The following is a 26,243-nucleotide window of genomic DNA, read 5'->3' on the forward strand; positions in this document are numbered from 1 at the left end:
ATCCGTGCAGGGTCGCCGCCGCGCGTTTCAGCAGCCTTTCGCCGCCGCGGCGGCGTGCAAGGTCAATGCTTGGCCGCGGCCGGGTTGCGGAAGCGCACCAGCACGCGCTGGCCCAGGCGCAGGGTCGAGGGCTGGGTGAAGGCCAGCACGCAGGCCACGCTGCGGTCGTTGCCGGCCGGCGTGGCGTCATCGTGCAACTGGGTGGGGCCGTAGGCGGGCGCCAGCCAGCGCACCACCGCTTCGCCGAGCACGGTCTGGCGGCCATCGTCGCTGATCACCTCGGCAGCCATGCCCGGGGTCACGCTGCCGGCATAGCTTTCGTTCAATTCGGCGCGGACAAGGCGCGGTGCGTCCGGCAGCAGGGTCAGCAGCGGCGCGTTGGCCTCGCTGCGCGCGCCGACCGCGGCCGACAGCTGCAGCACGCGGCCAGCGACTGGCGCCTGCAGCCGGTACTGCGCACGCTGCAGGTCGGCCGCGCGCACCTGCGCCTCGGCCAAGGCTGCATCGCTGCGCGCGGTGTCCAGCGCGTCGACCAGGCTCTGCACCGCGTCGCTGGCGTCGTCGGCGCTCTGCCCGTCGCCGGCGCCCAGGCGTGCGGCCTCGGCCAGCCGCCGTTGCTTCTGCTGGGCGCTTTGCAGGCGCTGCTGCAGTTGTTTCAGGTGGGTGGCGGCGGCCTGCGCGCGGGTGCGGGCGATGTCCAGGTCGACCGCGGCGGCGCGGTCGTCGCCGGCGATCAGCAAGGCGCCTTTCTGCACCGCGTCGCCCTCGTGCACCGGTACCTCACGCAGGGTCGCGGCGACCGGCAGGCCGAGCTTGAGCACGCCGCCCTCCACGTCGATGCGGCCGCGCGCCACCGCCAGGTAGGCCGGGGTGGCGGCCGGCGCCGGGGCCGGCGTGCGGTCCGATGGCGCGCATGCGGCCAGCAGCAGGCTCAGCAGGGGCGCGGCGGCGAACGCTTTCATGGTGCGGGATTCCGTGAGGGCAGGGGCGAGGGCGGCGCATTCACGCGGCGGTCGTCGAGGATGCGGCCGTCCTCCATCGACAGCACGCGGTCGGCGTGGCGGATCAGGCGCGGGTCGTGGCTCACGCACAGCACCATGGTGTTGTGGCGGCGCGCGATGCGGTGCAGCAGGTCGATCACGATCTGGCCGTTGCCGGCGTCCAGCGCGCTGGTCGGTTCGTCGGCGAACAGCAGCGCCGGGTGCTTGGCCAGCGCGCGGGCGATGGCCACGCGCTGCTTCTCGCCGCCGGACAGTTCGGCCGGGCGCAGGTGCTGGCGGTGGGCGATGCCGACCTCGGCCAGCGCCTCTTCGGCACGGCTGCGCACCTCAGCCGGCGCCAGGCCCATGTACTGCAGCGGCAGCCGCACCTGGTCCAGCGCGCACAGCGCCGGGAACAGGTTGAAGCCCTGGAAGATGAAGCCGGTGTGGCGCAGGCGGAATTGCTCCAGCGCGCTGGCGCCGAGCGCGCCCAGTTCCTCGCCCAGCGCCAGTACCTGGCCGGCGTCGGCACGCTGCAGGCCGCTGAGGATCGACAGCAGCGTGCTCTTGCCGCAGCCGGACGGGCCGGAGATCAGGGTCAGTTCGCCCGGCCACACCTGCAGTTCCACGTCGCGCAGCACCGGCGTGCGCAGGCTGCCGGAGACGAAGCTCTTGCACAGCCCGCTGCCGCTGAGGGTGGCGGCGGCCGGGTGCAACGCGGCGGCGGGAGCGGCGCTCCGGCTCATCGCAACAGCAACGCCGGATCGGCGCGGCGCAGCCCGCGCAGCGCGGCCAGGGCCGAGACCACGGTCAGCAACATCACCGCGCACACGCACAGGCCCCAGCCGCTGGCGTTGAACGCCACCGGCACGTCGTGCGCGCGGGCCAGTGCGACCAGCGCCGCGCCCAGTGCGCTGGCGCCGATCAGGCCCAGCGCGCCGACCCATGCGGCCTGTTCCAGTACCACCCAGCGCAGATTGCGCATGCTCACGCCCAACGCGTTGAGCGTGGCGTACTCGCGCGCCGCGCCAAGCACCGTGCCGAGCAAGGTTTGGCTGGTGATGGCCACGCCGACCAGCAGCACGATGCCGCCGAGGAACAGCACGCCGGAGCCGGCGCCGGTGTCGAACATCCAGAACAGGATGCTGCGCCGGGCGAAATCGTCCGCGCTCCAGGCTTCCACGCGCGGCCGGGTGACCGTGCTGTCGATCGCCTGCGCCACCGCCTGCGGGTCGGTGCCGGGACGCAGCCTGGCCACCATGTAGGTCGGCCAGTCCGGGTGTGCGGTGTCGCTGTTGAGCGCGCGCGCGGTATCCAGCGAGGCCAGCACGTTGACCCCGCCCAGCGCGCGCAGGCCACGGCCGACCCCGATCACCCGCACCCGGTGGCCGTTGATGCGCGCGCTGCTGCCGACGCCGACGCCGAGCTTGTCCAGTTCCGCGCGGTCCACCACCACGGTGTCCGGTTCGCGCAGTGCCGCGCGCAAGGCCGGGCTGAGCAGACGCGAGAACATCAGCCCGCCGTCGCGGGTGTCGATGCCGGAGACGTAGACCGACACCGCGCCGGTGTCGCCGGGGCCGCGCCAGTCGCCGTCGAACCAGAGGAACGGTTCGACCTGCGCCACCCGCGGGTCCAGGTACAGCGGCGCGGCCGCGTCCGGATCGATGGCACGGCCCTGGTCCACGCTCTGCGTGCCGGGATAGCCCAGCCACAGGTCGGCGTCGGAGCCGGACACGTAGACGCTGGCACTGCCGAAGATGCCCAGCACCAGCGCGGTCTGCAGCAGCAGCAACAAGCTGGCGAAGCCCACCGATACCACCACCGGCAGGAAGCGTCGCCACTCGTAGCGCAGGGTCTGGCGGGCCAGCGCGACCATCAGGGTTGCGCGCCTTGGTGTCCGGTGCCGGTGTCGGGAATGGGCGCGGTGGCGCTGCCCAGTGCGGTGTGCAGGGCGACGTAGGCCAGGTCGCGCTGGCGCTGCGCTTCCAGCAGTTCCAGGGCGGCCTGGTCGCGCGCGGCCTGTTGCGTGGCCACGTCCAGGTCGCTGCCCAGGCCCAGCCGCCGGCGCTGCTGCGCGACGTCGCTGGCCTGCTGTTGTGCCTGCAGCACTTGCTGCTGGGTCTCGACGTTGCGCCGCTGCTGTTCCAGTGCGGTCAGGGCGTCCTCGACCTCATTGACCGCCGCCAGCACGGTCTGCCGGTAGGCCAGGGTCGCCGCTTCCAGCAGGTCGCCACGCGCCTTGGCCTTGGCATGGCGGATGCCCCAGTCGAACAGCGGGATGTCGATCACCGGGCCGAACGAGGCGATGCCGTGGGTGGCGGTGCGGCGGTGGCTCAGCAGGGTGGTGGACCAACGGATCGAACCGCCCAGGCCGATGCTGCCGTACTGATCGGCGCGGGCCAGGTCCAGCGCGCCGGCCGCGCTCAGCACCTCGGCCTCGCGCGTGGCGATGTCCGGGCGCCGGCGCAGCAGGTCGGCCGGGACGCTGTCGACCGCGGCGATCTGCAGCGCGGTCGGCGCGGCGCTGGCCGCGGCCGCGTTCCACGCCGGGTCGGGCGTGCTGCGGCCCAGCAGCAGGGCCAGGCGCCGCGCGGCCGCGGCGGCGGCCTCGCGTGGTTCGTTCATGGCGCTTTGCGCCTGCAGCGCGGCGGCTTGCGTCTGGGTCGCGGAGGCCGGGGTGGCCAGGTGCAGGTCGACCAGCGCCGCCTGCAGGGTCGCCTGGCGCTGGCGTGCGGCGACCACGTCCTGCTGTAGCCGCTCGGCTTGCTGCGCGTGGCGCAGGTCGATCCAGTTGCGGGTCACCTCGGCGATGGTCGCCGCGCGCACCTGCGCCAGGTCGGCCTGGGCGTTGTCCAGATCGCCGCGCGCCATGCGCCGGGTCGCCTCGCCGCGGCCGAACAGCGGCAGCTCCCATTCCGAGTCGAGCCCGACCACCAGGAACGAAGCGCTGGCATCGGGGTCGATCGGGTCGAGGGTGCGCGCGCGCAACTGCGGGCGCTGCGAGGCGCCGGCCACCGCATCCAGGCGTCGCGCCGCCCGCAGCTTGGCCAGCGCCTGGCCGACGTTGAGGTCCTCGCGCAGCGCCTGCGCGACCAGCGCGTCGAGCTGTGGGTCGTGGAAGTCCTGCCACCAGGCCGTGCCGGGCGGGCGGGCGACCGCGGCCTGCGGCGTCGGGCTGCTCCAGTGCGCCGGCAGCGATTGCTGCGGCAGGTCGGGCATCGGCGTGCTGGCGCAGCCGGCCAGCGCGCACGCGGCGGCCAGCGCCAGCAGGCTGGCCGGGCGAAAGCGGACGCGGGTCATGCCTGCGGCTCCGCGCCGGCCGGCAGGTCCAGTTCCGCGCGCAAGCCGCCCAGCGCCGAACGCCGGTAGCGCAGCGTGGCGTGGTGGCGCGCGGCAATGTTGGCGACGATCGCCAGGCCCAGGCCGGTGCCGCCCTCGGGCGCGTCCGGGGCACGGAAGAAGCGCTCGCCCAGGCGCGGCAGCAGGGCCTCGTCGATGCCGTTTCCGGCGTCGTCCACGGCCAGGCGCACGGCCTGCGGATCGCGCCGCAGGCTGACCGTGACCACGCGGCCGGCGGCATGGCGGAAGGCGTTGTCCAGCAGGTTGTCGAGCAGTTCACGCAGCGCATAGGTGTCGGCGGCCACCCAGGCGGGCGCGTCGTCGTCGGCGGCGTCGTAGCCGAGGTCCACGCCGGCGTGCAGCGCATCGGGGATGCGGTCGGACAGGGCCTGCGGCAGCCATTGCGCCAGGTCCAGCGGCAGCAACTCGCGGATGCTCTCGCGCGGCGCCTGGGTACGGGTCAGCGCCAGCAGCTGGGTGGAGGTGCGGGTGGCGCGGTCGGTCAATTGGCGGATGTGCTGCAGCGCCTGCGCGGTGTCCTCCGGGCGCTGGCTGGCCTGGGCGCGTTGCACGTGCATGCTCAGCCCGGCCAGCGGCGTGCGCAGCTGGTGCGCGGCGTCGGCGAGGAAGCGCTCCTGCAGCGCCATCATGTGCTTGAGGCGGCCGAGCAGGCCGTCGATGGCCTGGGTCAGCGGCAGGATCTCCACCGGGATGTCGGGGCCGGACACCGGGCTGAGGTCGCGCTGGCTGTCGTCGAGCCGGCGCACCGCCGGCTCCAGCATGCGCAGGCCGACCCGCACGCCGTGCCAGACCAGCACCAGCAGGGAACAGGTGAGCAGCAGTTCGGTCGGCAACATCAGCACCAGGATCTCGCGGGCGCGGCGATGGCGGTCGTCCAGGGTCTCGGCCACCGACACGGTGAGCCAGTCGCCCGGCTCCAGCGCCGAGGGCAGCAACAGGCTGGCCACGCGCACCGGCACGCCGTTGTCCATGTGGTCGTCGTACAGCATCACCCGGCCGATCTCGGCCGGATCCGGATGCGCGGGAATCGGCTGGGTGCTGCCGCTGATCACCCCGTGGCGGCGGCTGTCCAGCTTGAAGAACACCCGGCCGTCGCTGCTGTATTCCAGCAATTGACGCGCCTGCAGGGTCAGCGGCATGCGCTCGCCGGGGTCGTTGACCGCATTGGCCAGGCCCTGGGTGTCCTCCTTCAGGTCCATGTCGTGGACGTGATTGGTGTACTTGAGCATCAGCAGGTAGAACAGCGCCGACACCACCAGCATCAGCAGCATGGTCGGAATCAGCAGGAACGCCAGCAGTCGCTGGCGCAGGCTGGGATGGCGGTATGCCGGCGACTGCGCGGCCGCGGTCGCGCTCACTGCGGGATCTGTGCGTGGTCGGCGGCCGGTGAGGCGGCGCGCGACTCCTCCAGCAGATAGCCCAGGCCGCGGATGGTACGGATACCGACGCCGGCGCCATGCAGCTTGCGCCGCAGGCGGTGCATGGAGATGTCCAGCCCGTTGTCGGTGATTTCGTGTTGCCAGTCGCACAGCGCCTCGGTCAGCTGGCTGCGGCTGACCACGCGCCCGCTGCGCAGCAACAGGGTCTCCAGCAGCGCGAACTCGCGTGCGGTCAGGTCCAGGGGCTGGTCCTGCAGCCACACCCGGCGCCCGGCCAGGTTGATGCGCAGTTGTCCCAACACCAGTTCCGGCACGCCGCCGCTGCTGCTGCGGCGCAGGAGCGCGCGGGTGCGGGCGAGGAACTCGGACAGTTCGAAGGGCTTGATCAGGTAGTCGTCGGCGCCCTGGTCGAGCGCGCGGATGCGGTCTTCCACCGCGTCGCGTGCGGTCACCACCAGGACCGGGATCTCGTCGCGGCGCGCCCGCAGGCGCTGCAGCACCTGCAGCCCGTCGCGGCGCGGCAGGCCCAGGTCCAGAACCAACAGTTGATAGCTTTCGCTACCGAGTGCGCGTTCGGCGGCGGCACCGTCGCTGACATGGTCCACCACGTGGCCGCACTCGGCGAGCGAGTCGCGCAATGCAACGGCAATGGACGTATCGTCTTCGGCGACCAGGATGCGCATGACGCGAAATGCTTGCAACGGGGATGTGGGAAAACCGTCGTAATCGGCGGCGGCGAAGTCACTACGTTCACATAAGTCGATGTAGCTTCGATGGAGCCTGCATGCAGATTGTGCGATGGGGTGATGATGATTGTCACCCATGACATCTTTCGCACGGTTTCCTGGCCCGACCTCCGCCGGGTAGGGAAAATCCTATAAGCAGGCGCGGCATCCGCCGATCCTCACGGCCCCGCGGCGCCGGCATCATGCATACGCCGGCAACGTCACCGCTCCCGCGCCAGGGAGACGGGTTCGCACGGAATCGAACGGATCTCGATTCGCCGGCCACTTTTTCGCCCCCGCAGGCGTCGACGGACCGGCGCATGGTCACTGCGATCGGAATCACAGGGAAGGAAACGCAGAAGGCCCCGGCATGCCGGGGCCTTCTGCGTTCAGTGCTTGCTGCGATGGCGTGCGGTGGTCGATGGCTGGCGTGCGGCCGCTGTGCGCTTGCCGTCGGCGGCTTTTGGGGGCGGTCGCGCGGTCGGCCAGCCGTCGGGCGTGGCGCATCTGCCGCCACGCTCGCTCGACCTGGCTGGCGACCGCGGGGTGTTCCGTGCCTTGTCGATCCAGGCGAACCGGGTCGTGCCTCATGGGCGGGTGCGGCCTGGCGTCAGGTCCGCAAGCGTTGGCGCCAGCTGTCAGCCGCCGGCGGACCAGCGGCGACATGGCGGGCAAACGCCGCCGGCCGGAGTTCAGGCGGGTCCTCGGCAAGCCATCGCGTTCGCCGAGACACTCGCCTCAGCGGGTCCGATCACCGCAGCCGCCGCACCCGCTTCGACGAATCCCCCATCCCGACTCCCGAATCCCGGCCCCTCAGAGCGCCCAGTCCAGCCGCAACCCAGCCACCAGGGCATTGGGCAGGTCGCGGGTGCGCGCCGGTTCGTTGAACTGGTCCGGGTGCACGATGTAGTGCAGGTTCGGGGCGATGCGCAGCTGCGGGGTCACCTGGATGCCGTAGCTCAGTTCCATCATGGTCTGCGAACGGTGCGGGGTGCCGCTGCCGCCGGCCGCGGCGCGGGCCAGGCGCAGGTCTTCCAGGGCGTCGTCGCTGTAGTGCTGCTGGGTGACGACGAAGGCGATGTTGTCCTGCGGGCGGCTGGCGAAGGTGCCGCGCTGGACCAGGCCCAGTTCCAGGAAATGGTCTTCGATCAATTGTCCGGAGGTGCCCTTGAGCACCGAGCCGAACAGCACCAGGCCGCGGTTGCTGTCCGGGTCGGGGCGGGTGACCTGCTGTTCGAAGCGGACGAACGCGCCGGAGCGGCCGTTGCGGGTGGCGTAGTCCAGCCCGCTCAGTCGTGCCGGGTTGCCGTTGCGGTCGTTGAGCGGATCGCGGTAGTCGGAGTTGTCCTGCCAGCCGCCGAGCTCGTACATCGCCGGCAGGCGCGCGCCGCTGGCCTGGGTGGTGTAGCCGATCGCGTAGGGCACGATCACCCCGGTGCGGTCGTTGGTGCTCCAGTTCAGGCCGTGCTGGCCGCGTTCGGCCTGGATCGGGTTGACCTCGTAGGCGCCGACGTGGACGTAGACGTTCGGGGTCACCCAGGCCTTGGCGTGCGCGGCCCAGCTCGACACCGGCCAATAGGTGAAGTTGCTGGTGCGGAACACGAAGGTCGGGTTGCCGCAGGCGGAGTTGCCCTGGAAGTAGCCGCACAGGTCCGAGCCCAGGAAGTGGATGTTGGCCACGCTGCGGCCGGCCTCCAGTTCCAGGCGGTCGTCGAACAGCTTCTGGTCGATGGTGAAATTGGCCAGGCGGGTGCCCTGGCCGCCGTAGATTTCCTGCACCGAGGTGCTGTTGCCGATGTTGCCGTTGGCCAGGTTGGTGCCGTGGCGATTGATGCCGTAGACCTTCAGCGTGGCGCCGTTCCAGCCCATCAGCCGTTGCAGGTCCACGTCGGTGCCGAACATCAGCTGCCCGGCGTAGGCGCTGCCCTCATGCTTGCCGCCGTCCAGCGACACGGCGCCTTCGCCGGTGTAGGCGAGCTTGAGCTTGAATGCGTCGCTGGCGTCCTGGGCGTGGGCCAACGGTGCGGCGAGCGCCAGCGCCAGGGTGGCCAGGGGCAGGGACGAGACGAGGGGACGGGACATGGCGGAACTCCTCAGCAGGGAAAGGCCGGCGCGCCGCCAGCGGCGACGGGGGAGGGGCATCGCCTGGGCGACGCGCCGGCGCATGGACGGGATCAGGCGGCGACCGGCTTCTTCAGCAGCCGCAGCGCCACGGCGGTGACCACGGTGCCGGCGAGCAGCGCCACCAGGTACATGCCCAGGTGGCTGACCGCATTGGGGATCGGCAGCACGAACACGCCGCCGTGCGGCACCTTCAGCTCGGCGCCGGCGGCCATCGAGATCGCGCCGGCCAGCGCCGAGCCGAGCATCAGCGCCGGGATGGTGCGCAGCGGGTCGCGCGCGGCGTAGGGGATCGCGCCTTCGGTGACGAAGGCCAGGCCGAGCACGCCGGTGGCGGCGCTGCTGCCGCGCTCGTCCTGGGTGAAGCGGCTGCGGAACACCCAGGTGGCCAGGGCGATGCCCAGTGGCGGGGTCATGCCCGCGACCATCGCCGCGGCCATCGGCGTGTACACCTGGCTGGCGATCAGGCCGGTGGAGAAGGCGTAGGCGGCCTTGTTGACCGGCCCGCCCATGTCGAAGGCCATCATCGCGCCCAGCAGCAGGCCCAGCAGCACCGCGCTGCTGCCCTGCATGCCGCGCAGCCATTCGGTGAGCCAGGCCAGCAGTTCGGCCACCGGCTGGCCGACCACGTACAGCATGGCCAGGCCGACCAGCAGGGTGCCCAGCACCGGCAGGATCAGCACCGGCTTCAGGCCTTCCAGCGTGCGCGGCAGCTTGATCGCCCGGTTCAGCGCGGCCACGCCGTAGCCGGCGATGAAGCCCGCGAGGATGCCGCCGATGAAGCCGGCGCCGAGGTTGGCCGCGACCATGCCGCCGATCATGCCCGGGGCGATGCCGGGGCGGTCGGCGATGGAGTAGGCGATGTAGCCGGCCAGGGCGGGCACCATCAGGGTGAAGCCGGCCTTGGCGCCGATCTGGAACAGCGACCAGGCCAGGGTGCCCTTGTGCGCGTCGTCGAAGGCGTAGATGCCGCCGAGCGCGAACGCCAGCGCGATCAGCAGGCCGCCGGCGGTGACGAAGGGCAGCATGAACGACACGCCGGTCATCAGGTGCTTGTACGGGCCGGCGGAGCGGCCGCCCTGGGCCTTGGCCGGGGCGCCGCCGCCAGTGCCGGCGGCGTGCACGCCGGCCTCGGCCAGGGCCTTGCGGATCAGTCCCGGGCCGTCGTTGATCGCCGGCTTGGTGCCGCTCTTGAACAGGCGCTTGCCGCCGAAGCGGCCCAGGTCGACCTCGCGGTCAGCGGCGATCAGTACCAGGTCGGCGGCGGCGATCTCCTCGGCGCTGAGCGCGTCCTGCGCACCCACCGAGCCCTGGGTCTCCACCCGGATCTGGTGGCCCAGCAGCTTGGCCGCCTGCTGCAGGCCCTCGGCGGCCATGAAGGTGTGGGCGATGCCGGTGGGGCAGGAGGTGATGGCGACGATGCGCTTGCCGGCGCCCTCGGTGTTGCCGGCAGCGGCCGGAACACTGGCAGCGGTCGCCGCGGCGCCCGCCAGCAGCGGCGCCAGCACCGCGCCGGCATCGGCCAGCACCGCGTCCAGGCTGCTGCGCTGCACGCCGCGCCCGCCGAAGCGGGCGGCATCGGCCTCGCCATCGCCGACCAGCAGCAGCGGCGCGGTGGCGGAGGCCGCGGCCAGGTCCAGCGGCGCGATCACGCCCTGCGGCGTGCGCACCTCGGCCTGCAGGACGGCGCCCCGCAGCGTGGCGGCATGGCGCAGCGCCTCGGCGGCGAGGACGGCTTCGGTACTGCGATCGCCGGCGGCGATCACCACGAGGATCGGATTCATGCGGGCTCCCGATGAGCGCAAGAGGACGCGGCGCGGCAGGGCGACGCGGCGGAGGTCATGACAGGGTCTCGATGCGGACGGCGGCGGCCAGGTCCGGCAGGCGCTCGCGCGGCAGGCGGCGGGCGACGCCGCTGCCCAGCGTGGCCACGGCGAAGGCGGTGGCCTGGCGCGCGCAGGTCGCCAGGTCGGCGTCGGCGCGCAATGCCGCGACCAGGCCGGCGACCATCGCATCGCCGGCGCCGACGCTGCTGCCGCCGGTCAGTTGCGGCGGCTGCGCCAGCAGCGCCTGCTCGCCGCGCACGAACAGCGCGCCGTCGCTGCCCAGCGACACTACGGCCAGGCCGATGCCGCGCGCCAGCAGCGCGCGTGCGGCGCCGAGCAGGTCGGCGGTGGTGGCCAGCGGCGCGCCGGCCCATTCCTCCAGCTCGTGGCGGTTGGGCTTGATCGCGAACGGCAGTTGCGCGCGCGGCGCGTCCAGGGCGGCGTGCAGCGGCGCGCCACTGGTGTCCAGCAGCACCCGCGCGCCGGCCGCGGCGGCCTGCGCCTGCAGCTGTCGCCAGGTGTCCTCGGCCAGGCCGGCCGGTAGGCTGCCGCTGAGCACCACCGGCAGGCCGGGGCGCAGCACGTCGGCCAGGCGCGCGCCGATGGTGTCGAGCTGCGCCTGGTCCAGGGACAGGCCGGGCAGGTTGATGTCGGTGGTGGCGCCGCTGTCGGCGGCGACCAGTTTGAGATTGCTGCGGGTGTCGCCGGGCACGCGCAGGCAACGATCGTCGATGCCGCGTTCGGCGAACAATGCCTCGAACACCTGTGCGTTGCCGGCGCCGAGCACGCCGAGCGCGGCGCAGCGCAGGCCGGCATCGGCCAGGCAGGCGGCGACGTTGATGCCCTTGCCGCCGGCGATGGCGTGGGCGCTGTGGGCGCGATGCACGTGGCCCGGTTGCAGCCGATCGATCGCCACGGTGAGGTCGATCGCCGGATTCAGGGTGACGGTGACGGCATCGACGCTCATGCGCCGGCTCCGTCGAGCGCCCGCACCTCGGCCGCGCTTTCGCAGTCCAGCGCGCGCTGCGCCAGCGCCTGCAGCGCGTCCAGGCGGCTGCCGCGCAGGCGCGCCTTCACCGCGGGAATGTCGTTGGGGGTCATCGACAGCTCGTGCACGCCCAGCCCGGCCAGCAGCGCCGCGCCGAACGCATCGCCGGCCAGGCCGCCGCACACGCCGACCCAGCGGCCGTGGCGCGCCGCGCCCTCGACGGTGGTGCGGATCAGGCGCAGCACCGCCGGATGCAGGCTGTCGGCCTCGGCGGCCAGGTCCGGGTTCTGCCGATCGATGGCCAGGGTGTACTGGGTCAGGTCGTTGGTGCCGATCGAGAAGAAGTCCGCATGTTTCGCCAGCGCATCGGCCTGGATCGCCGCGGCCGGCACTTCGATCATGATGCCCAGCGGCACCTCCGGTGCCTGCAGTTCCGCGCGCAGGCGCTCGCATTCGGCGCGCAGCGTCAGCAGTTCCGCCACCGAGGTGATCATCGGGAACATGATCGCCAGGCGCGCACCGTCCTTGGCCGCGCGGTACAGCGCGCGCAGCTGCGGCTGCAGCAAGTCGGCGCGGCGCAGCAGCAGGCGTGCGCCGCGCACGCCCAGGAACGGGTTGTCCTCGCGCGGCAGGTTCAGGTGTGCGACCTGCTTGTCGCCGCCGATGTCCAGCGCGCGCACGATCAGCGCGCGGCCGTCCAGCGCCTGCGCCATTGCGGTGTAGGTGGCGTACTGCTCGTCTTCGCTGGGCGTGCTGCCGCGCTCCAAGAACAGGAATTCGGTGCGCATCAGGCCCACGCTCTCGGCGCCTTGCGCCAGCGCCGTGGCGACCTGCTCGGGCAGGTTGACGTTGGCGCCGATCTCCAGGCGGTGGCCATCCTGGGTCTGCGCCGGCTGGTTGCGCTGCTCGGCCTCGCGTGCACGCAGCTGTTGCTGTTCGTCGATGTAGGCGCGGGCCGAGGCCAGGTCGGCGTCCGACGGCGCCAGGTACAGACGGCCGCTGCTGCCGTCGACGATGACGGTGGCGCCATCCTCCAGGTCCAGCAGGTCGGCACCGCCGGCGACCAGCGCCGGCAGGCCGAGGGTGCGCGAGAGGATCGCGGTATGCGAGGTCGGCCCGCCCACCGCGGTGGCCAGGCCGAGCACGCGACCGGTATCGAGGTTGGCGGTGTCCGACGGCGACAGGTCGTGGGCGAGCAGGATGCACGGGGCGGCCGGCAACTGCGCCAGGCTGCCGCCGGCCAGGCTCGGATCCAACTGCGCCAGCACTCGCCGGCCGACGTCGCGCAGGTCGCTGGCGCGCCCGGCGAGCACCGCATTGCCCAGCGCCGAGAGCTTGTTGGCCAGGCGCTCGACCGACTGCTGCCAGGACCAGGCGACGCCGTGGCCCTCGACCATCAGCTGGCAGGCCAGGGTGATCAGATCGGTGTCGTTGAGCAGTTCGGCCTGGGCGCGGAAGATCGCCGCATCGCCCGCGCCGAGCCGGCGCCGGGTGTCCTCTTCGATCGCCTGCAATTGCGTGCGGGTGCGCTGCAGGGCGTCGTGCAGCAAGGCGCCGCCGTCGCTCAGCGGCACCGGCGTGTCAGCCACCGCGACGTCGTGACCGGCCAGCTTGTGCACCACGCCGATCGCCAGGCCGGGGCTGGCGCCGATGCCGACGATGGCCGGCTGCGCCTGCGGCGGGGTCCAGCCGGCGACCGGCGCGGCGCGGCGCTGCGCGGCGGCCTCGGCATCGGCCTGCTCCTGCGCGGTCAGGCCGTCGATCACGCTGCGCAGCCGCGCCAGCGCCGCGGCGGCGTCCTGGCCCTCGGCGGAAATGGTCACGGTGTCGCCGGCGTGCAGGCCCAACTGCAGCAGCGACACCAGGTTCTTGGCGTCGCCGACCTGGTCGCCAGCGCGCACCTGGATGCGGGCGGCGAAGCCGCGCGCGGTTTCCACCCAGCGCGTGGCCGGGCGCGCATGCAGGCCGGTGGGGTAGCGCACGGTCCAGTCGAAACGCTCGGCCAGATCGCTGGCTGGCGCGGTGGGCGCGGCCGGGGCCGCATCCTCGCTGAGCGCGGCGACGATCGCCTGCGGATCGTCGCTGGCGAACAGCGCCTCCAGCCGCGGCGGGTCCTGGATCAAGCGGGTCAGCCGCCGCAACACGGCGATGTGGGTATCGGACTGGGCGGCGATGGCGACCACCAGGCGCGTGGTCTGGCCCGGGTTCCACTCCACGCCGTCGCGCAGCTGCAGCACCGCGATGCCGTCGCGGCGCACCAGGTGGCGGTCTTCGCCGGTGCAGTGCGGGATCGCCACGCCGTGGCCCAGGAAAGTGTTGGCCAGCGCTTCGCGGCGCAGCATGCTGGCCTCGTAGGCCGGCGGCACGCAGCCGGCGGCGACCAGCAACTGCGCCGCCTGGGCGATCGCGTCGGCCTTGTCGCGGACCTGGACATCGACCCGGACCAGGTCGCTGGAAACCAGGAGAGAGGAGGGCGTCTGGGACACGCGGAATCCTTGGGGTGGGCGGCAAGTGGGCGCAGTGTGGGAACGTTCCCAGTCGATCGTCAATGTGCAGTGCACAAATCCATCGGAAAAGCCTGGTGCTACTATCGAGAAACGCCAGGCGACAGGGAGTTGGAATGAAGACAATGCGGGAACGTTGCCAGTGAGCGTCAGCATTCACGACGTGGCCCGGGTCGCCGGCGTCTCGACCTCCACGGTGTCGCGCGCCCTGGGCCAGGGCCCGGTCAGCGAAGAGGTGCGGGCGCGGGTGGAAGCGGCGGTACGCGAGACCGGCTACCGCCCCAACCTGATGGCGCGGCGGCTACGCTCGCAGCATTCGGGGGTGGTGGGCCTGATCGTTGCCGACATCCGCAATCCGTTCTTCACCGCCGCGATTCGCGCGGTCGAGGACGTCGCCTACCGCGCCGGCATGCGGGTGATCCTGTGCAATACCGACGAGGATCCGCAGCGCGAGGCGCTGTATCTGCAATTGATGCAGGAGGAGCGGGTCAGCGGGCTGATCTTCGCCCCGACCCGCACCACCCAGAGCCAGTTGGGCAAGTTGACCTTCGACCATCCGGTGGTGCTGCTCGACCGTGCCGGCAAGAGCGGCACGCACGACAGCGTGGTCCTGGACAATGCCGCGGCCATGGCCGCCCTGGTCGATCACTTGGTCGGCCAAGGCGTGCGCCGCATCGGCGGCCTGTTCGGCAAGACCAGCAGCACCGCTGCCGAACGCCGCGATGGCTATCTGGAGGCGATGCGCGGGCACGGGCTGACGCCGGACTATCGCGAGGTGGCGCCGAGCGCGGAGGCGGCGATCGCCGAGGTCCAGACCTGGCTGGCACAGGCGCCGCGGCCGGATGCGCTGGTGGCCAGCAACAGCCTGCTGCTGATGGGGGCGCTGAAGGCCGCGCGCGGCGCCGGTCTGCGCATCCCGCAGGACCTGGCGCTGGCGGGCTTCGACAACGAGAGTTGGACCGACCTGGTCGAGCCCGGGATCACCGTGATCGAACAGCCGGTGGAAGAGATGGGCCGCACCGCGATGTCGTTGCTGCTGGAGCGGATGAACGCGCCGACGCAGCCGACCCGCAAGGTGGTACTCAGCGGCCGCTGCATCGTGCGCGGGTCGAGCCTGCGCTGACTGCCGCAGGTCGGTGGTATGGCGGGAGGGGTGCCGCTGCGGCGATGACCGTGGTCGGCCGCAGCGGGAGGGGTGACGTGCTTACTTACTCGCTGCCGTCCGGGCGCGGATAGTCGTGTTCCGGGTCGGCGTGGTCGTGCTTGGGATCGCTGTCGGGTTGATCGCGCGCCTTCCACTGCGCGTCGTCGTTGTGCATCTTGTCGGGTGTCTGGCTGCGTTGCTGCGAATCGTGGGCGTTGTCGCGGTTGGCGGGCGGGGACATGACGGACCTCCTGGATCAGGCGGGGGTGTGCGCCGGATCGGGACTGCGGTCGCGCTGCTCGGATCCGTCCAGGCGTGCCCAGCAGGCGACGACCAGGGTTTCGGCATCGCTCCAGGCGATGCGCGGCCAGGGGTGCTCGGCGTCGTAGCGCTGACGCAGGCGCTGCAGCCGCACGTCGTTGGATTCGCGCGGCAGTTGCAGGAAGACGTCGCACGCCATCTTGATCAGGCGCGCATGTTCGCTGAACGACTGCGACCCCAATTTGCCCGCCGCGTGCAGCGCTTTCCAATGCGCCAATTCGGCTTCGACATCCACGAGCAGGCTCGGAGCGTGACTCACGCGAGTTCTCCTTGAGTGAGAGGAATGGGAGATGCGGAGGCGCCCCCTGACGCGTCCACTTCCCGAGACTAGGCCGCGCCGCGTAAAGGCGGAGTCGTGCTGGTGTCGTCTGCGCGGCAAGACGCAGGCGTTTTCCTGGCAAAGCGTGACGCCGGGTGGCGTCTTTCACACGCTGTGTTGTGAAGACGGCCGCCGCCGCGCGTGTGAAGGCATGGCACGCGCATGCAATGCCGGTGTTCCGCGGATGGCTTGGTCCGCGCCCGCAGAGCGGCTTACCATGGGCGACGTCCGCATGCGCGGGCACTCCGGTTTCCACCATCACGCGCCGACGGCCGCCGTTGCCGGCGCCCGTAAAGGATTGGCATGTCCGTCGCCCCCGTGTTCGATTCCGCGCCGCCGCGCATCGCCGTGATCGGCCTCGGCTATGTCGGCCTGCCGCTGGCGGTGGCGTTCGGCGCCCGCCACGACACGCTCGGCTACGACATCGATGCGCAGCGCGTGGCGCAATTGCGCGACGGGCACGACCAGACCCTGGAACTGGAGGCCGAGGAGCTGCGCGCCGGCGTGCATTTGCGCTACAGCGACGACGCGGCCGAGTTGCGCGACCGTAACGTGTACATCGTCACCGTGCCGACCCCGATCGATGCGCACGAGCAGCCCGACCTGCAGCCGCTGCGCCAGGCCAGCGAGTTGCTGGCCGGCGTGCTCAAGCGCGGCGACCTGGTGATCTACGAATCCACCGTCTACCCGGGGACCACCGAAGAGGTGTGCGTGCCGCTGCTGGAGCAGGGTTCGGGATTGCGCTGCGACATCGATTTCCACTGCGGCTACAGCCCCGAGCGGGTCAACCCCGGTGATCGCCAGCGGCGCCTGGCCGACATCCGCAAGATCACCTCCGGCTCGAACCCGGCCGCCGCCGACGCGGTGGACGCGCTGTATGCCGGCATCATCGCCGCCGGCACCTGGCGTGCGCCGTCGATCCGCGTGGCCGAGGCGGCCAAGGTGGTGGAGAACATCCAGCGCGACGTCAACATCGCCCTGGTCAACGAATTGGCGCTGATCTTCGACCGGCTCGGCATCGACACCCAGGACGTGCTGGATGCCGCCGGCACCAAATGGAACTTCCTGCCGTTCCGGCCGGGCCTGGTCGGCGGCCACTGCATCGGCGTGGATCCGTACTACCTGCTGCACAAGTCCGAGAGCGTGGGCTACCACCCGGACCTGATCCACACCGCGCGCCAGGTCAACAACCGGGTCGGCGCGCACGTCGCCGCGCGGGTGCAGGCGCTGCTGGCGGACAAAGGCGTGGCGATGGCCGACGCCGCCGTGCTGGTGCTCGGCGTCACCTTCAAGGAGAACTGCCCGGACCTGCGCAACAGCCGAGCGCTGGAACTGGTGCAGGCGCTGGCGGCGGCCGGCGCCCGCGTCGACGCCTGCGACCCCTGGGCCGACCCGCAGGCGGCGCAGGCGCACGGTGTCGACCTGCTGCCCGAACCGGTGCCCGGCCGCTACGATGCGGTGGTGCTGGCGGTGGCGCATGCGGCGTATCGCGACCTGGACGCAGCGCAGATCCGCGCGCTCGGCACCTCCGACCTGGTGGTCTACGACGTCAAGTCGGTGTGGCCGCGCGCGGCGGTGGACGACCGGTTGTAAGACTGGTCACGGGCTAGCGCCAGCCCACATCGCTGGCGCGCCTGGCACCCGCAAGCTGTACCTGCGCGGAGCGGAGCCGGCGGCGGATGCGCCGCCATGACCGCGCCACCCTCTACACTCGCCGGCTTCCGACGCCTGCGAGGACCGCGATGCACCGCTACCTAGCCTATCTCGCCAGTTGCCTGCTGCTGGCGCTGTCCATCGCCCTGTGCGCGATCTGGCCGCTGTGGGGCTGGGGCGTGGCCGCCTTCGCCGTGCTGGCGGTACTGGGCACCGTGGACCTGCTGCAGACCCGCAGCACCCTGCGCCGCAACTATCCGATCCTGGCGCATTTCCGCTATGGCCTGGAATCGGTCGGCCCGGAGATGCGCCAGTACTTCCTGCAGAGCGACATCGAGGAGGCGCCGTTCTCACGGCAGCAGCGCGCCCTGGTCTACCAGCGCGCCAAGAACGTGATGGACGTGGTGCCGTTCGGCACCCAGCGCAGCACCTACGCACCGGACTACGAATGGATCAACCATTCGCTGGCCACCAGCGAGATCGCCGACCACGATTTCCGCGTCACCATCGGCGCCGACTGCGCGCAGCCGTACGCGGCCAGCGTGTTCAACATCTCGGCGATGAGCTTCGGCGCGCTGTCGGCCAACGCCATCCGTGCGCTCAACGCCGGCGCGCGCCAGGGCGGCTTCTATCACGATACCGGCGAGGGCTCGATCTCGCCCTACCATCGCGAGTGCGGCGGCGACCTGGTGTGGGAGATCGGCTCGGGCTACTTCGGCTGCCGCGACGAGCAGGGACGCTTCGACCCGCAGCGTTTCGTCGCCAACGCGACGCTGGAGCAGGTCAAGATGATCGAGGTCAAGCTCTCGCAGGGGGCCAAGCCGGGCCACGGCGGGGTGCTGCCGGCGGCCAAGGTCAGCGCCGAGATCGCCGCCACCCGCGGCGTCGCCATGGGCCAGGACTGCGTCTCGCCATCGCGACATTCGGCGTTCTCCACGCCGCTGGAGCTGCTGCAGTTCGTGGCGCGGCTGCGAGAACTCTCCGGCGGCAAGCCCACCGGTTTCAAGTTGGCCATCGGCCACCCCTGGGAGTGGTTCGCCATCGCCAAGGCGATGCAGGAAAGCGAGCTGTATCCAGACTTCATCGTCGTCGACGGTGCCGAGGGCGGCACCGGCGCGGCGCCGGCGGAGTTCATCGACCACGTCGGCGTGCCGATGCACGAGGCGCTGCTGCTGGTGCACAACACCCTGGTCGGGCTGGACATCCGCGAACGGATCAAGCTCGGCGCCGCCGGCAAGATCACCAGCGCCTTCGACATCGCGCGCACCCTGGCGCTGGGCGCGGACTGGTGCAACGCCGGGCGCGGCTTCATGTTCGCGCTGGGCTGCATCCAGTCGCTGAGCTGCCACAGCGACCGCTGCCCGACCGGCATCGCCACCCAGGACCGGCGCCGCTGGCAGCACCTGGACCCCACCGACAAGGCCACCCGGGTCGCGCACTATCACGCCAACACGCTCAAGGCATTGCGCGAATTGCTCAGCGCCGCTGGCTTGGCGCATCCGTCGCAACTGGGGCCGGAGCACATCCTGCGCCGCATCTCGCAGGTGGAGATCCGCTCGCTGGCTTCGCTATACCGCTACCTGGAGCCGGGCGAACTGCTGCGCACGGTGCCCGACCATGCGGTCTTCCACGATTACTGGGGCGACGCGCGCAGCGATTCGTTCCAGCCGCCGGAGCGCATCCGCCGCCTGCGCGACAGCAAGTCGCAATGAGCGAAGCGGCGCCGGCGCGATTGCGGCAGGCGGTGCCTGAGGACATCCCGGTACTGTGGGCGCTGCGCACCCGCTGCGTGCGCGAGGTGTGCAGCAGCCACTATCCGCCGGACGTGATCGCGCGCTGGTCCGCGGCACCGGCGCCGGCGTCTTACTGCGACCTGGTCGCCATGGGTGCGGCGATGGTCGCCGAGGATGCCGGTGGCCGCGTGCTCGGGTTCGGCGTCGTCGACGTGGCCGGCGCAGAAATCGACGGCCTGTTCGTGGACCCATCGTTGCGCGGCAGCGGCCTCGGTCGGCGCCTGCTGCAGGCACTGGAGCAGCGCCTGGCGCCGTGTCCGCGCATCCATCTCGCCGCTGCGCTGAACGCGGTGGCGTTCTACCGCGCGCAGGGCTATGCGGTGGTACGCGAGGGACGCTATCCCCATCCCAGCGGAATCGAGCTCGATTGCGTGTTCATGGAGAAGATCGGCGCGGCAGAGTAATCGATGCGCTTGGCGGAAAGGGCGTGTGACTCCCGGCGTTCGCCGCGATGAAGGATCGGCTGCTGACAGCCAACGCACTCGTCGCACTCCTCCTTTTTGCGTCGCAGCATTTTCCCGCAGGCTCGCCATCGCCGCCGCCGCCCGCTATCGTGCCGTCATCTCCCCAGCGTGCAGCGCATGAACCCACCCTCGGTCCCCGACGCCGCGTCCGTGCCGCTGCCCGCCGACGAAGCGGAGCGCCTGCGCGCGCTGGCCGAACTGGGCATGCTCGATACTTCGCAGGAGCCGGACTTCGACGATCTGATCTGGCTGACCAGCCAGCTGTGCGAGGCGCCGATCGCGCTGATCTCGCTGATCGACGAACGCCGGCAATGGCTCAAGGCCAGCTGCGGCCTGCCTGCCGGTACCACCGGCTATCCGCGTGAACTGGCCTTCTGTACCTATGCCTTGCTGTCGCCGCAGCTGCTGGAGGTGCCGGATACCACGCTGGACCCGCGCTTCGCCCGCAACCCGCTGGTGTGCGGTGCGCCGCACCTGCGCTTCTATGCAGGCATGCCGTTGGTCGGCGACCAGGGCTATAGCTACGGCACGTTGTGCGTGATCGACATCCGTCCGCGGCAACTGGACGCGCGCCAGCGCGAAAGCCTGCAGCGGCTGGCCAGGCAGGTCACCGCGCAACTGGAAGCGCGCCGCGACGCGCGCATCGCCCACGACCAGGCCAAGACCCTGAGCCTGCTGCTGGAAACCATGCCCGATGGCGTGGTGTCGTGCCTGGCCGACGGCACGCTGGGCGAATTCAATCAGGTGGCGCGGCACTGGCACGGGGCCGATCCGCGCGCCTTGCCGCCCGAGCAGTGGCCGCAGTACTTCGACCTGTTCGACGCCAGCGGCAAGCGCCTGCTGTCCAGCGAGGAAGTGCCGCTGGTCCGCGCCTGGCGCGGCGAATCGGTGCGCGATGCGGAGATCGTGATTGCGGCCAAGGGTCAAGCGCCGCGCAGCGTGCTGTGCAATGCGGAACGGCTCGAAGGCGGCGATGGGCGCAGCCTGGGCGCGGTGTGCGTGATGCGCGACGTCAGCGCCGAACGCGCAGCGTCGCACGCGGCACTGCTGGCCGGGCAGCGCTTCTCCGGCGCGTTCTCGGCAGCCGCGCACGGCATGGCGCTGGTGTCGCTGGAAGGGCGCTGGCTGGACGTCAACGACGCCTTGTGCGCAATGCTCGGCTACAGCCGCGCGGAATTGCTGGAGCTGCGTTTCCAGGACCTGACCCATCCGGACGATCTTGCCGAGGACATGGCCCTGGTGGCGGAGCTGATCGCCGGTCGATGCAGCGACTACCGCATCGAAAAGCGCTATCGCCGGCGCGATGGCGGCCTCGTACGGACGCGTCTGGCGGTGTCGCTGGTGCGCGACGAACAGGAGCGCCCATTGCATTTCGTCGCACATATCCAGGACATCAACGAGCAGCACCTGGCCGAGCTGCGCCTGCGCCATAGCGAGGCGCAGCTGCGTACCATCGCCGACAACGCGCCGGCGCTGATCGCCTACCTCGACCGCGACCTGCGCTACCAGTTCGTCAACCGGCCGTATGCGGCATGGTTCGCACTGGCGCCGGAGCGCATCGTCGGCCGCAGCCTGCACGAGGTGCTGGACCCGCAGCAACTGGCGCTGCTGCAACCGCATCTGCCGACGGCGCTGCAGGGCGTGCCGGCGCAGTTCGACGCCGAGTTGTGCGATGCCGCCGATAGCCTGCGGATCATGCACTTCAGCCTGATCCCCGACGTGGCGCTGGCGCCGCAGCCGGTCGGACTGCACTTGATGATCAGCGACATCACCGGGCAGACCCGGCTGGCGCGGCTGCTGGAAGAGCGTGCGCTGCGCGACGAACTGACCGGGCTGCCGAACCGGATGGCCTGGAACCAGATCCTGCGGCGGCGCATGAACGAGCGCCGTGGCCAGGGCCAGGTGGCGGTGATGTTCCTGGATCTGAACGACTTCAAGAGCGTCAACGACCGCTTCGGCCATCACGTCGGCGATGCGCTGCTGGTGCACTTCGCGCGGCTGCTGCAGCGCTGCCTGCGTGGACAGGACAGCATCGCCCGGCTGGGCGGCGACGAGTTCGTGGTCCTGCTGGAAGGGCTGACCGACGCCAGGCACGAAGTGCTGGCGGCCGCGGCGCGGATCATGGAAGCGTGCGCGGTCGGCTGCGAGGTCAGCGGCCGGCATCTGCCGCTGCAACCGAGCATCGGCATCGCCGTGCAGACCGGGCCGGGTTTCGATCCGGTCCTGCTCACCCAGCGCGCCGACGAGGCCATGTACGTGGCCAAGCGCGATCCGCAGGCGCGGGTGCAGATCGCGGTGCTCTGAGCGCTGCGTGCCGTGCGCAGCGGACGTCAGTGCGCGGCTTGGCCCTGCAGCCAGGCCACTGCGCCGCGTCCGGCGCGCAGGCCGCTGGCGAAGCACGCCGTGAGCAGGTAGCCGCCGGTCGGCGCTTCCCAATCGAGCATTTCGCCGGCGCAGAACGTGCCCGGCAGCGCCCGCAGCATCAACTGCGCATCCAGCGCCTCCAGGCGCACCCCGCCGGCGCTGCTGATCGCCTCGGCCAACGGACGCGGGCGCTGCAGGGTCAGCGGCAGGCGCTTGAGCGTGGCCGCGGCCAGCGCCGGATCCTGGCCGGCCTGCTTGCCGAGGATCTCGAACAGCAGGGCCGCCTTGACCCCGTCGATGCCGGCTTGGCGGCGCAGGTGCTCGCCGAAGCTGCGGCCGCCGCGCGGCTTGCCGAGTTCGGCCTGCAGCCGCGGCAGGTCCCGGCCCGGCGCCAGGTCCAGCCACAGCGTGGCCGGGCCGTGTGCGGCGATGGCCTCGCGCAGGTCCGCGGCCAGCGCATAGATCAGGCTGCCCTCGATACCGTGTTCGCCGACCACGCATTCGCCCTGCAGCGACTGCGGCCGGCCCTGCGCATCGTGCCAGTGCGCGACCATCGGCTTCAGCGGCGCGCCGGCGTGGCGGTCGCGGAAATGCGCGCTCCAGTCCACGTCGAAACCGCAGTTGGCCGGCTGCAGCGGCGCCACCTCCACGCCGCGCGCGCGCAGCGTGTCCTGCCACGCGCCGTCGGATCCGAGCTGCGGCCAGCTGCCGCCACCCAGCGCCAGCACGCAGGCATCGGCCTGCACCCGCTGCTCGCCGTCGGCGCCGGCGAAGCGCAGCGCGCCGTCCGCGTCCCAGCCCAGCCAGCGCTGCTGCACGTGGAAGCGCACGCCGGCGTCCTTCAGCCGTCGTACCCAGCCGCGCAGCAGCGGCGCGGCCTTGCGGTCCCGTGGAAACACCCGCCCGGAGCTGCCGACATAGGTGTCCACGCCCTGCGCCTGCGCCCAGGCGCGCAGTGCGTCGGCATCGAAGTCGGCCAGCCAGTCGCCGACCGCCGTCGCGCGTTCGCGATAGCGGGTGACGAAACGGTCGAACGGATCGGAGTGGGTCAGGTTGAGACCGCCCTTGCCGGCGATCAGGAACTTGCGTCCCACCGACCCCTTGGCCTCGTACACATCGACCTCGGCGCCGGCGGCGCGCGCGGTCTCGGCGGCGATCAGCCCGGCCGGGCCGCCGCCGACGATGGCGAGACGGCCGCGCACCGGCGCGGCGTGTTTGGCGGCGGCCATCGGCGAGTGCGGCTCAACGCGGCTGGACATCGAGCAGTTCGACCTCGAACACCAGCGAGGCGCCCGGCGGGATCACCCCGCCGGCGCCGTTGGCGCCGTAGCCGTAGTCCGAGGGCAGCATCAGCAGGCGCTTGCCGCCCACGCGCATGCCGGCCACGCCGTCGTCCCAGCCGCGAATCACCTGGCCGGCGCCGAGCACGAAGCTGAAGGGTTGGCCGTGGTCGGCGGAGGCATCGAACTTCTCGCCGCGCTTGTCCTTGGCGTGCTCGTCGTACAGCCAGCCGGTGTAGTGCACGGTGACCCGGCTGCCGGGGCGCGCTTCGGTGCCGTCGCCCACGCGTTCGTCGGTGGCCTGGAACGCGGCGATGCTGCCGCCGGGTGGCGGGCCCGGCGGCGTGCAGCCGCTCAGCAGCCACGCCGGCAACAACGACAGGCTCAACAGCAGCAGGATTCGGCGCATGCGGGATGTCCAGGCGGGCAGGGCGTGCAAGGGTAGCGCATCGCCGCAGCGGCTATCATGCGGCGCATGGCCAAACTGCTGCTCAACCTGCGCCACGTGCCCGACGACGAACGCGCCGAGGTCTGCGCGCTGCTCGACGCCGCCGGCATCGGCTACTACGAAACCCGCGCCGGCACCTTCGGCATCTCCGCCGGTGGCATCTGGCTGCGCGAGGATGCCGAGCAGGCGCGGGCCAAGGCGCTGCTGGCCGACTACCAGGCTCAGCGCAGCGAACGCGCCCGCGCCGAGCGTGCCGCGGCGCTGCGCGACGGCAGCGCCGAGACCTTCGCCAGCCTGCTGCGGCGGCGTCCGTTGTTCGTGCTGGCGACGCTGCTGGGCATGCTGCTGGTCGCCTCGCTGGTGTTGCTGCCGTTCCTGTTGCTGCGCGGGTAGCGGCCCGGCGTTGATGCGTGTCTCGGCGCGCTGGGCCGATGCGCCGGTGCGCCGGTGCGCAACGGCGAGGCGTGTTCCGGCAGCGGTCGCGCGTCGCAGGCTCTAAAATGCGCCGATGATCGCCAACACCGCCGCCTACCACTTCGTCGCCATCGCCGACCCCGACGCGCTCGCCGCGCAATTGCACGCCTGGGCGCAGGCCGGCGCCCTGCGCGGCACGATCCTGGTGGCGGGCGAGGGCATCAACCTGTTCCTGGCGGGTAGGCCAGCGGCGATCGACGCCTTCTATGTGCAACTGCGCGCGGACACGCGCTTCGCCGATCTGCGCATCAAGACCAGCGCCAGTGCGCAGCAGCCGTTCGCGCGGCTGAAGGTCAAGGTCAAGCCGGAGATCATCAGCTTCCGCCGTGAGGCCGCCTCGCCGCTGGAGGCGGTGCGCGCGCCCGCGGTAGCGCCGGCCACGCTGCAGCGCTGGTTGCGCCAGGGCCACGACGACACCGGCCGGCGCGTGGTGCTGCTGGACACGCGCAATGCGCAGGAGGTGGTGCATGGCACCTTTGCCGGCGCGTTGACCCTGCCGATCGTCAAGTTCACCGACCTGCCGGAGGCGCTGGCCCCGCATCGCGCGGCACTGGCCGACGCCACCGTGGTCAGCTTCTGCACCGGCGGCATCCGCTGCGAGAAGGCGGCGCTGTGGATGCGCGCCGACGGCATGGACAACGTGCTGCAACTGGACGGCGGCATCCTCGGCTACTTCGAGGAGGTGGGCGGCGAAGGCTACGACGGCCGCTGTTTCGTCTTCGACGAACGCGTGGCGCTGGATCCGCAGTTGGAGCCGCTGGTGGGCGGCTGATTGCCGCGGGATTGGGGAGTCGGGATTGGGGATTGGCAAAGGCGGGCTGCCTCGCGACTGCCGGAAGACTCGCGCCCTGTGAGTGGGTTTCGGCTCGCTGCATGCCCCCGCGTCTGCTCTGAGCTTCAAAGGAATCCGCTTCAGCGAATCCCAGTCCTCCATCGCGAATCTCGGAAACGGTTCTGGCCTGGAAGGCGCCTGAGCACTCCGAGCCATACGGTGTTTGCCAGCGTAGCGAGCCAGTGGCCAGATGGCGCACTCGGCCCTTCAGATGAGGCAACAGCCGCTTTAACGACTCCCCAATCCCGACTCCCCAATCCCAGCGCTTCAACGACTCACCAATCCCAACTCCCCAATCGCCGCCATCAGGCGTACTGCATCTTCCGCGTCATCCCGCCATCGACCACGAACTCCTGGCCGGTGATGAAGCCGGCCTGCGCCGACAGCAGATAGACCGCCAGCGCGCCGATGTCCGGCGGCGTGCCGACCCGCCCGGCCGGGTGCTGCGCATGGTCCTGCCGCGACAGTGTGGGCGTGCGTCGCGCGTTCGGCTTGCGCCAGGCGTCGGTGGCGATCCAGCCGGGGCTGATGCAGTTGACCCGCACCGCCGGACCGGCGCTGATCGCCAGCGCATGGGTGAAGGCCACCAGCCCGCCCTTGGATGCGGCGTAGGCCTCGGTGTCCGGTTCGGACTGCTGCGCGCGGGTGGAGGCGATGTTGACGATGGCACCGCCGTCGCGGCTGTCGCGCAGCGCCGGCAGGGCATGCTTGCTGCACAGGAACGCACCGCCCAGGCTCGCCCCGAGCCGCCGGTTCCATTCGCGCAGCGACAGCCGCTCCAGCGGGCCGGTATGCGGATCGGCGATGCCGGCATTGTTGACCAGGCCGTCGATGCGACCGAAGCGGGCGAGCGCGGCGTCGATGAAGCGGTGCACGCTGGCCTCGGCGGCCACGTCGACGCGGCGGAACAGCAGACGCTCGCCGGCATCCAGTTCGGCCACGCAGGCACGGCCGGCATCGGCGTCGAGATCGCAGAAGGCGACCCGGCCGCCAGCGCCCAGCACCGCTTGCACCACACCGCGGCCGATGCCTTGGGCGCCGCCGGTGACCAGCACCACCCGGTCTTGCAAGGGCAGCGCGGGAACCGGGGCGGGTGGTGGGATCAGCGACATGGCGACGACCAGGCGAGTGCGGGGTGTCCAGCGTAGCCAGCGCGCCGTGCAACCCGCGTGGTAGTGCGGTGCAGGCAACCAAAGCCCCTCTCCCATCGGGAGAGGGTTGGGGGGAGGTAGGGAGCGCGCAGCGTCTGCATTGATCTGGTTGCGCGA

General features: G+C 71.5%; 22 protein-coding genes. 7 read left to right on the forward strand and 15 right to left on the reverse strand.

The genetic code is table 11. The features are described from left to right. Positions 1-62 precede the first annotated feature (62 nt). From GGR71_RS08480 to ptsP, 10 genes are all read right to left on the reverse strand, one after another. Complete coding sequence (locus GGR71_RS08480) at positions 63-962, reverse strand: HlyD family secretion protein (protein ID WP_160958947.1); 900 nt, start codon at positions 960-962, stop codon at positions 63-65. Continuing rightward, positions 959-1,726 (reverse strand): ABC transporter ATP-binding protein, encoded by a 768-nt coding sequence (locus GGR71_RS08485; protein ID WP_184451805.1) that lies wholly within the window; start codon positions 1,724-1,726, stop codon positions 959-961. The genes GGR71_RS08480 and GGR71_RS08485 overlap by 4 nt, the downstream gene beginning before the upstream one ends. Continuing rightward, positions 1,723-2,856 (reverse strand): ABC transporter permease, encoded by a 1,134-nt coding sequence (locus GGR71_RS08490; RefSeq protein WP_160958942.1) that lies wholly within the window; start codon positions 2,854-2,856, stop codon positions 1,723-1,725. Before GGR71_RS08490 ends, GGR71_RS08485 begins: the two co-directional genes overlap by 4 nt. Beyond that, on the reverse strand, positions 2,856-4,280 hold the full coding sequence (locus GGR71_RS08495) for an efflux transporter outer membrane subunit (protein ID WP_160958939.1): 1,425 nt from the start codon (positions 4,278-4,280) through the stop codon (positions 2,856-2,858). The genes GGR71_RS08490 and GGR71_RS08495 overlap by 1 nt, the downstream gene beginning before the upstream one ends. Then, positions 4,277-5,698 carry a sensor histidine kinase gene (locus GGR71_RS08500; RefSeq protein ID WP_184451807.1) on the reverse strand — a complete coding sequence of 474 codons (1,422 nt, stop codon included), beginning with the start codon at positions 5,696-5,698 and terminating at the stop codon, positions 4,277-4,279. Before GGR71_RS08500 ends, GGR71_RS08495 begins: the two co-directional genes overlap by 4 nt. Further along, positions 5,695-6,402: a response regulator gene (locus GGR71_RS08505; RefSeq protein ID WP_160947424.1), complete on the reverse strand. Its 708-nt coding sequence runs from the start codon at positions 6,400-6,402 to the stop codon at positions 5,695-5,697. Before GGR71_RS08505 ends, GGR71_RS08500 begins: the two co-directional genes overlap by 4 nt. 855 nt (positions 6,403-7,257) lie before the next feature. Next, positions 7,258-8,526 (reverse strand): carbohydrate porin, encoded by a 1,269-nt coding sequence (locus GGR71_RS08510; protein WP_184451809.1) that lies wholly within the window; start codon positions 8,524-8,526, stop codon positions 7,258-7,260. A 92-nt stretch (positions 8,527-8,618) separates the two neighbouring features. Next, positions 8,619-10,349 carry a fructose-specific PTS transporter subunit EIIC gene (locus GGR71_RS08515; protein ID WP_184451811.1) on the reverse strand — a complete coding sequence of 577 codons (1,731 nt, stop codon included), beginning with the start codon at positions 10,347-10,349 and terminating at the stop codon, positions 8,619-8,621. A 55-nt stretch (positions 10,350-10,404) separates the two neighbouring features. Further along, positions 10,405-11,358, reverse strand: coding sequence for a 1-phosphofructokinase (gene pfkB / locus GGR71_RS08520; RefSeq protein WP_184451813.1), 954 nt, complete (start codon positions 11,356-11,358; stop codon positions 10,405-10,407). Then, the gene (gene ptsP / locus GGR71_RS08525) at positions 11,355-13,865 is read right to left on the reverse strand and encodes a phosphoenolpyruvate--protein phosphotransferase (RefSeq protein ID WP_160958928.1); all 2,511 of its coding nucleotides are present in this window, start codon (positions 13,863-13,865) and stop codon (positions 11,355-11,357) included. Before ptsP ends, pfkB begins: the two co-directional genes overlap by 4 nt. 160 nt (positions 13,866-14,025) lie before the next feature. Between ptsP and GGR71_RS08530 the strand changes: the two genes are divergently transcribed. Next, positions 14,026-15,006: a substrate-binding domain-containing protein gene (locus GGR71_RS08530; RefSeq protein ID WP_160958926.1), complete on the forward strand. Its 981-nt coding sequence runs from the start codon at positions 14,026-14,028 to the stop codon at positions 15,004-15,006. Between the two features lie 85 nt (positions 15,007-15,091). On the opposite strand, the gene GGR71_RS08535 is transcribed toward GGR71_RS08530, so the two are convergent. Together GGR71_RS08535 and GGR71_RS08540 are read right to left on the reverse strand one after the other, a co-directional pair. Next, positions 15,092-15,268, reverse strand: coding sequence for a hypothetical protein (locus tag GGR71_RS08535; protein ID WP_184451815.1), 177 nt, complete (start codon positions 15,266-15,268; stop codon positions 15,092-15,094). Between the two features lie 15 nt (positions 15,269-15,283). Next, positions 15,284-15,607, reverse strand: coding sequence for a hypothetical protein (locus GGR71_RS08540; protein WP_048488963.1), 324 nt, complete (start codon positions 15,605-15,607; stop codon positions 15,284-15,286). A gap of 363 nt (positions 15,608-15,970) precedes the next feature. Between GGR71_RS08540 and GGR71_RS08545 the strand changes: the two genes are divergently transcribed. The 4 genes from GGR71_RS08545 (at position 15,971) to GGR71_RS08560 (ending at position 21,881) form a co-directional block, all read left to right on the forward strand. After that, complete coding sequence (locus GGR71_RS08545) at positions 15,971-17,260, forward strand: nucleotide sugar dehydrogenase (RefSeq protein WP_160958923.1); 1,290 nt, start codon at positions 15,971-15,973, stop codon at positions 17,258-17,260. Positions 17,261-17,409: 149 nt separating this feature from the next. Continuing rightward, the gene (locus tag GGR71_RS08550) at positions 17,410-19,032 is read left to right on the forward strand and encodes an FMN-binding glutamate synthase family protein (protein ID WP_160958921.1); all 1,623 of its coding nucleotides are present in this window, start codon (positions 17,410-17,412) and stop codon (positions 19,030-19,032) included. Beyond that, entirely contained in the window at positions 19,029-19,517 is a 489-nt protein-coding gene (locus tag GGR71_RS08555; protein WP_160958919.1) for a GNAT family N-acetyltransferase, read from the forward strand. The genes GGR71_RS08550 and GGR71_RS08555 overlap by 4 nt, the downstream gene beginning before the upstream one ends. 177 nt (positions 19,518-19,694) lie before the next feature. Beyond that, entirely contained in the window at positions 19,695-21,881 is a 2,187-nt protein-coding gene (locus GGR71_RS08560; protein WP_184451825.1) for a diguanylate cyclase domain-containing protein, read from the forward strand. Between the two features lie 26 nt (positions 21,882-21,907). Here the strand turns inward: GGR71_RS08560 and GGR71_RS08565 are convergent, their stop codons facing one another. Next, positions 21,908-23,170, reverse strand: a complete 1,263-nt coding sequence (locus tag GGR71_RS08565; RefSeq protein ID WP_160958914.1) for a TIGR03862 family flavoprotein — start codon at positions 23,168-23,170, stop codon at positions 21,908-21,910. Positions 23,171-23,183: 13 nt separating this feature from the next. Continuing rightward, positions 23,184-23,630 carry an FKBP-type peptidyl-prolyl cis-trans isomerase gene (locus GGR71_RS08570; protein ID WP_160958912.1) on the reverse strand — a complete coding sequence of 149 codons (447 nt, stop codon included), beginning with the start codon at positions 23,628-23,630 and terminating at the stop codon, positions 23,184-23,186. Between the two features lie 66 nt (positions 23,631-23,696). On the opposite strand from GGR71_RS08570, the gene GGR71_RS08575 reads away from it, so the two are divergent. Together GGR71_RS08575 and GGR71_RS08580 are read left to right on the forward strand one after the other, a co-directional pair. Beyond that, positions 23,697-24,062: a DUF6164 family protein gene (locus GGR71_RS08575; RefSeq protein ID WP_184451827.1), complete on the forward strand. Its 366-nt coding sequence runs from the start codon at positions 23,697-23,699 to the stop codon at positions 24,060-24,062. 115 nt (positions 24,063-24,177) lie between these two features. Continuing rightward, complete coding sequence (locus GGR71_RS08580; RefSeq protein ID WP_160958907.1) at positions 24,178-24,915, forward strand: sulfurtransferase; 738 nt, start codon at positions 24,178-24,180, stop codon at positions 24,913-24,915. A gap of 365 nt (positions 24,916-25,280) precedes the next feature. Here GGR71_RS08580 and GGR71_RS08585 read toward each other — a convergent pair whose 3' ends face one another. After that, positions 25,281-26,087, reverse strand: a complete 807-nt coding sequence (locus GGR71_RS08585) for an SDR family oxidoreductase (RefSeq protein WP_160958905.1) — start codon at positions 26,085-26,087, stop codon at positions 25,281-25,283. Positions 26,088-26,243 lie beyond the last annotated feature (156 nt).

The sequence above is a fragment of the Xanthomonas sp. F1 genome, assembly GCF_014199855.1.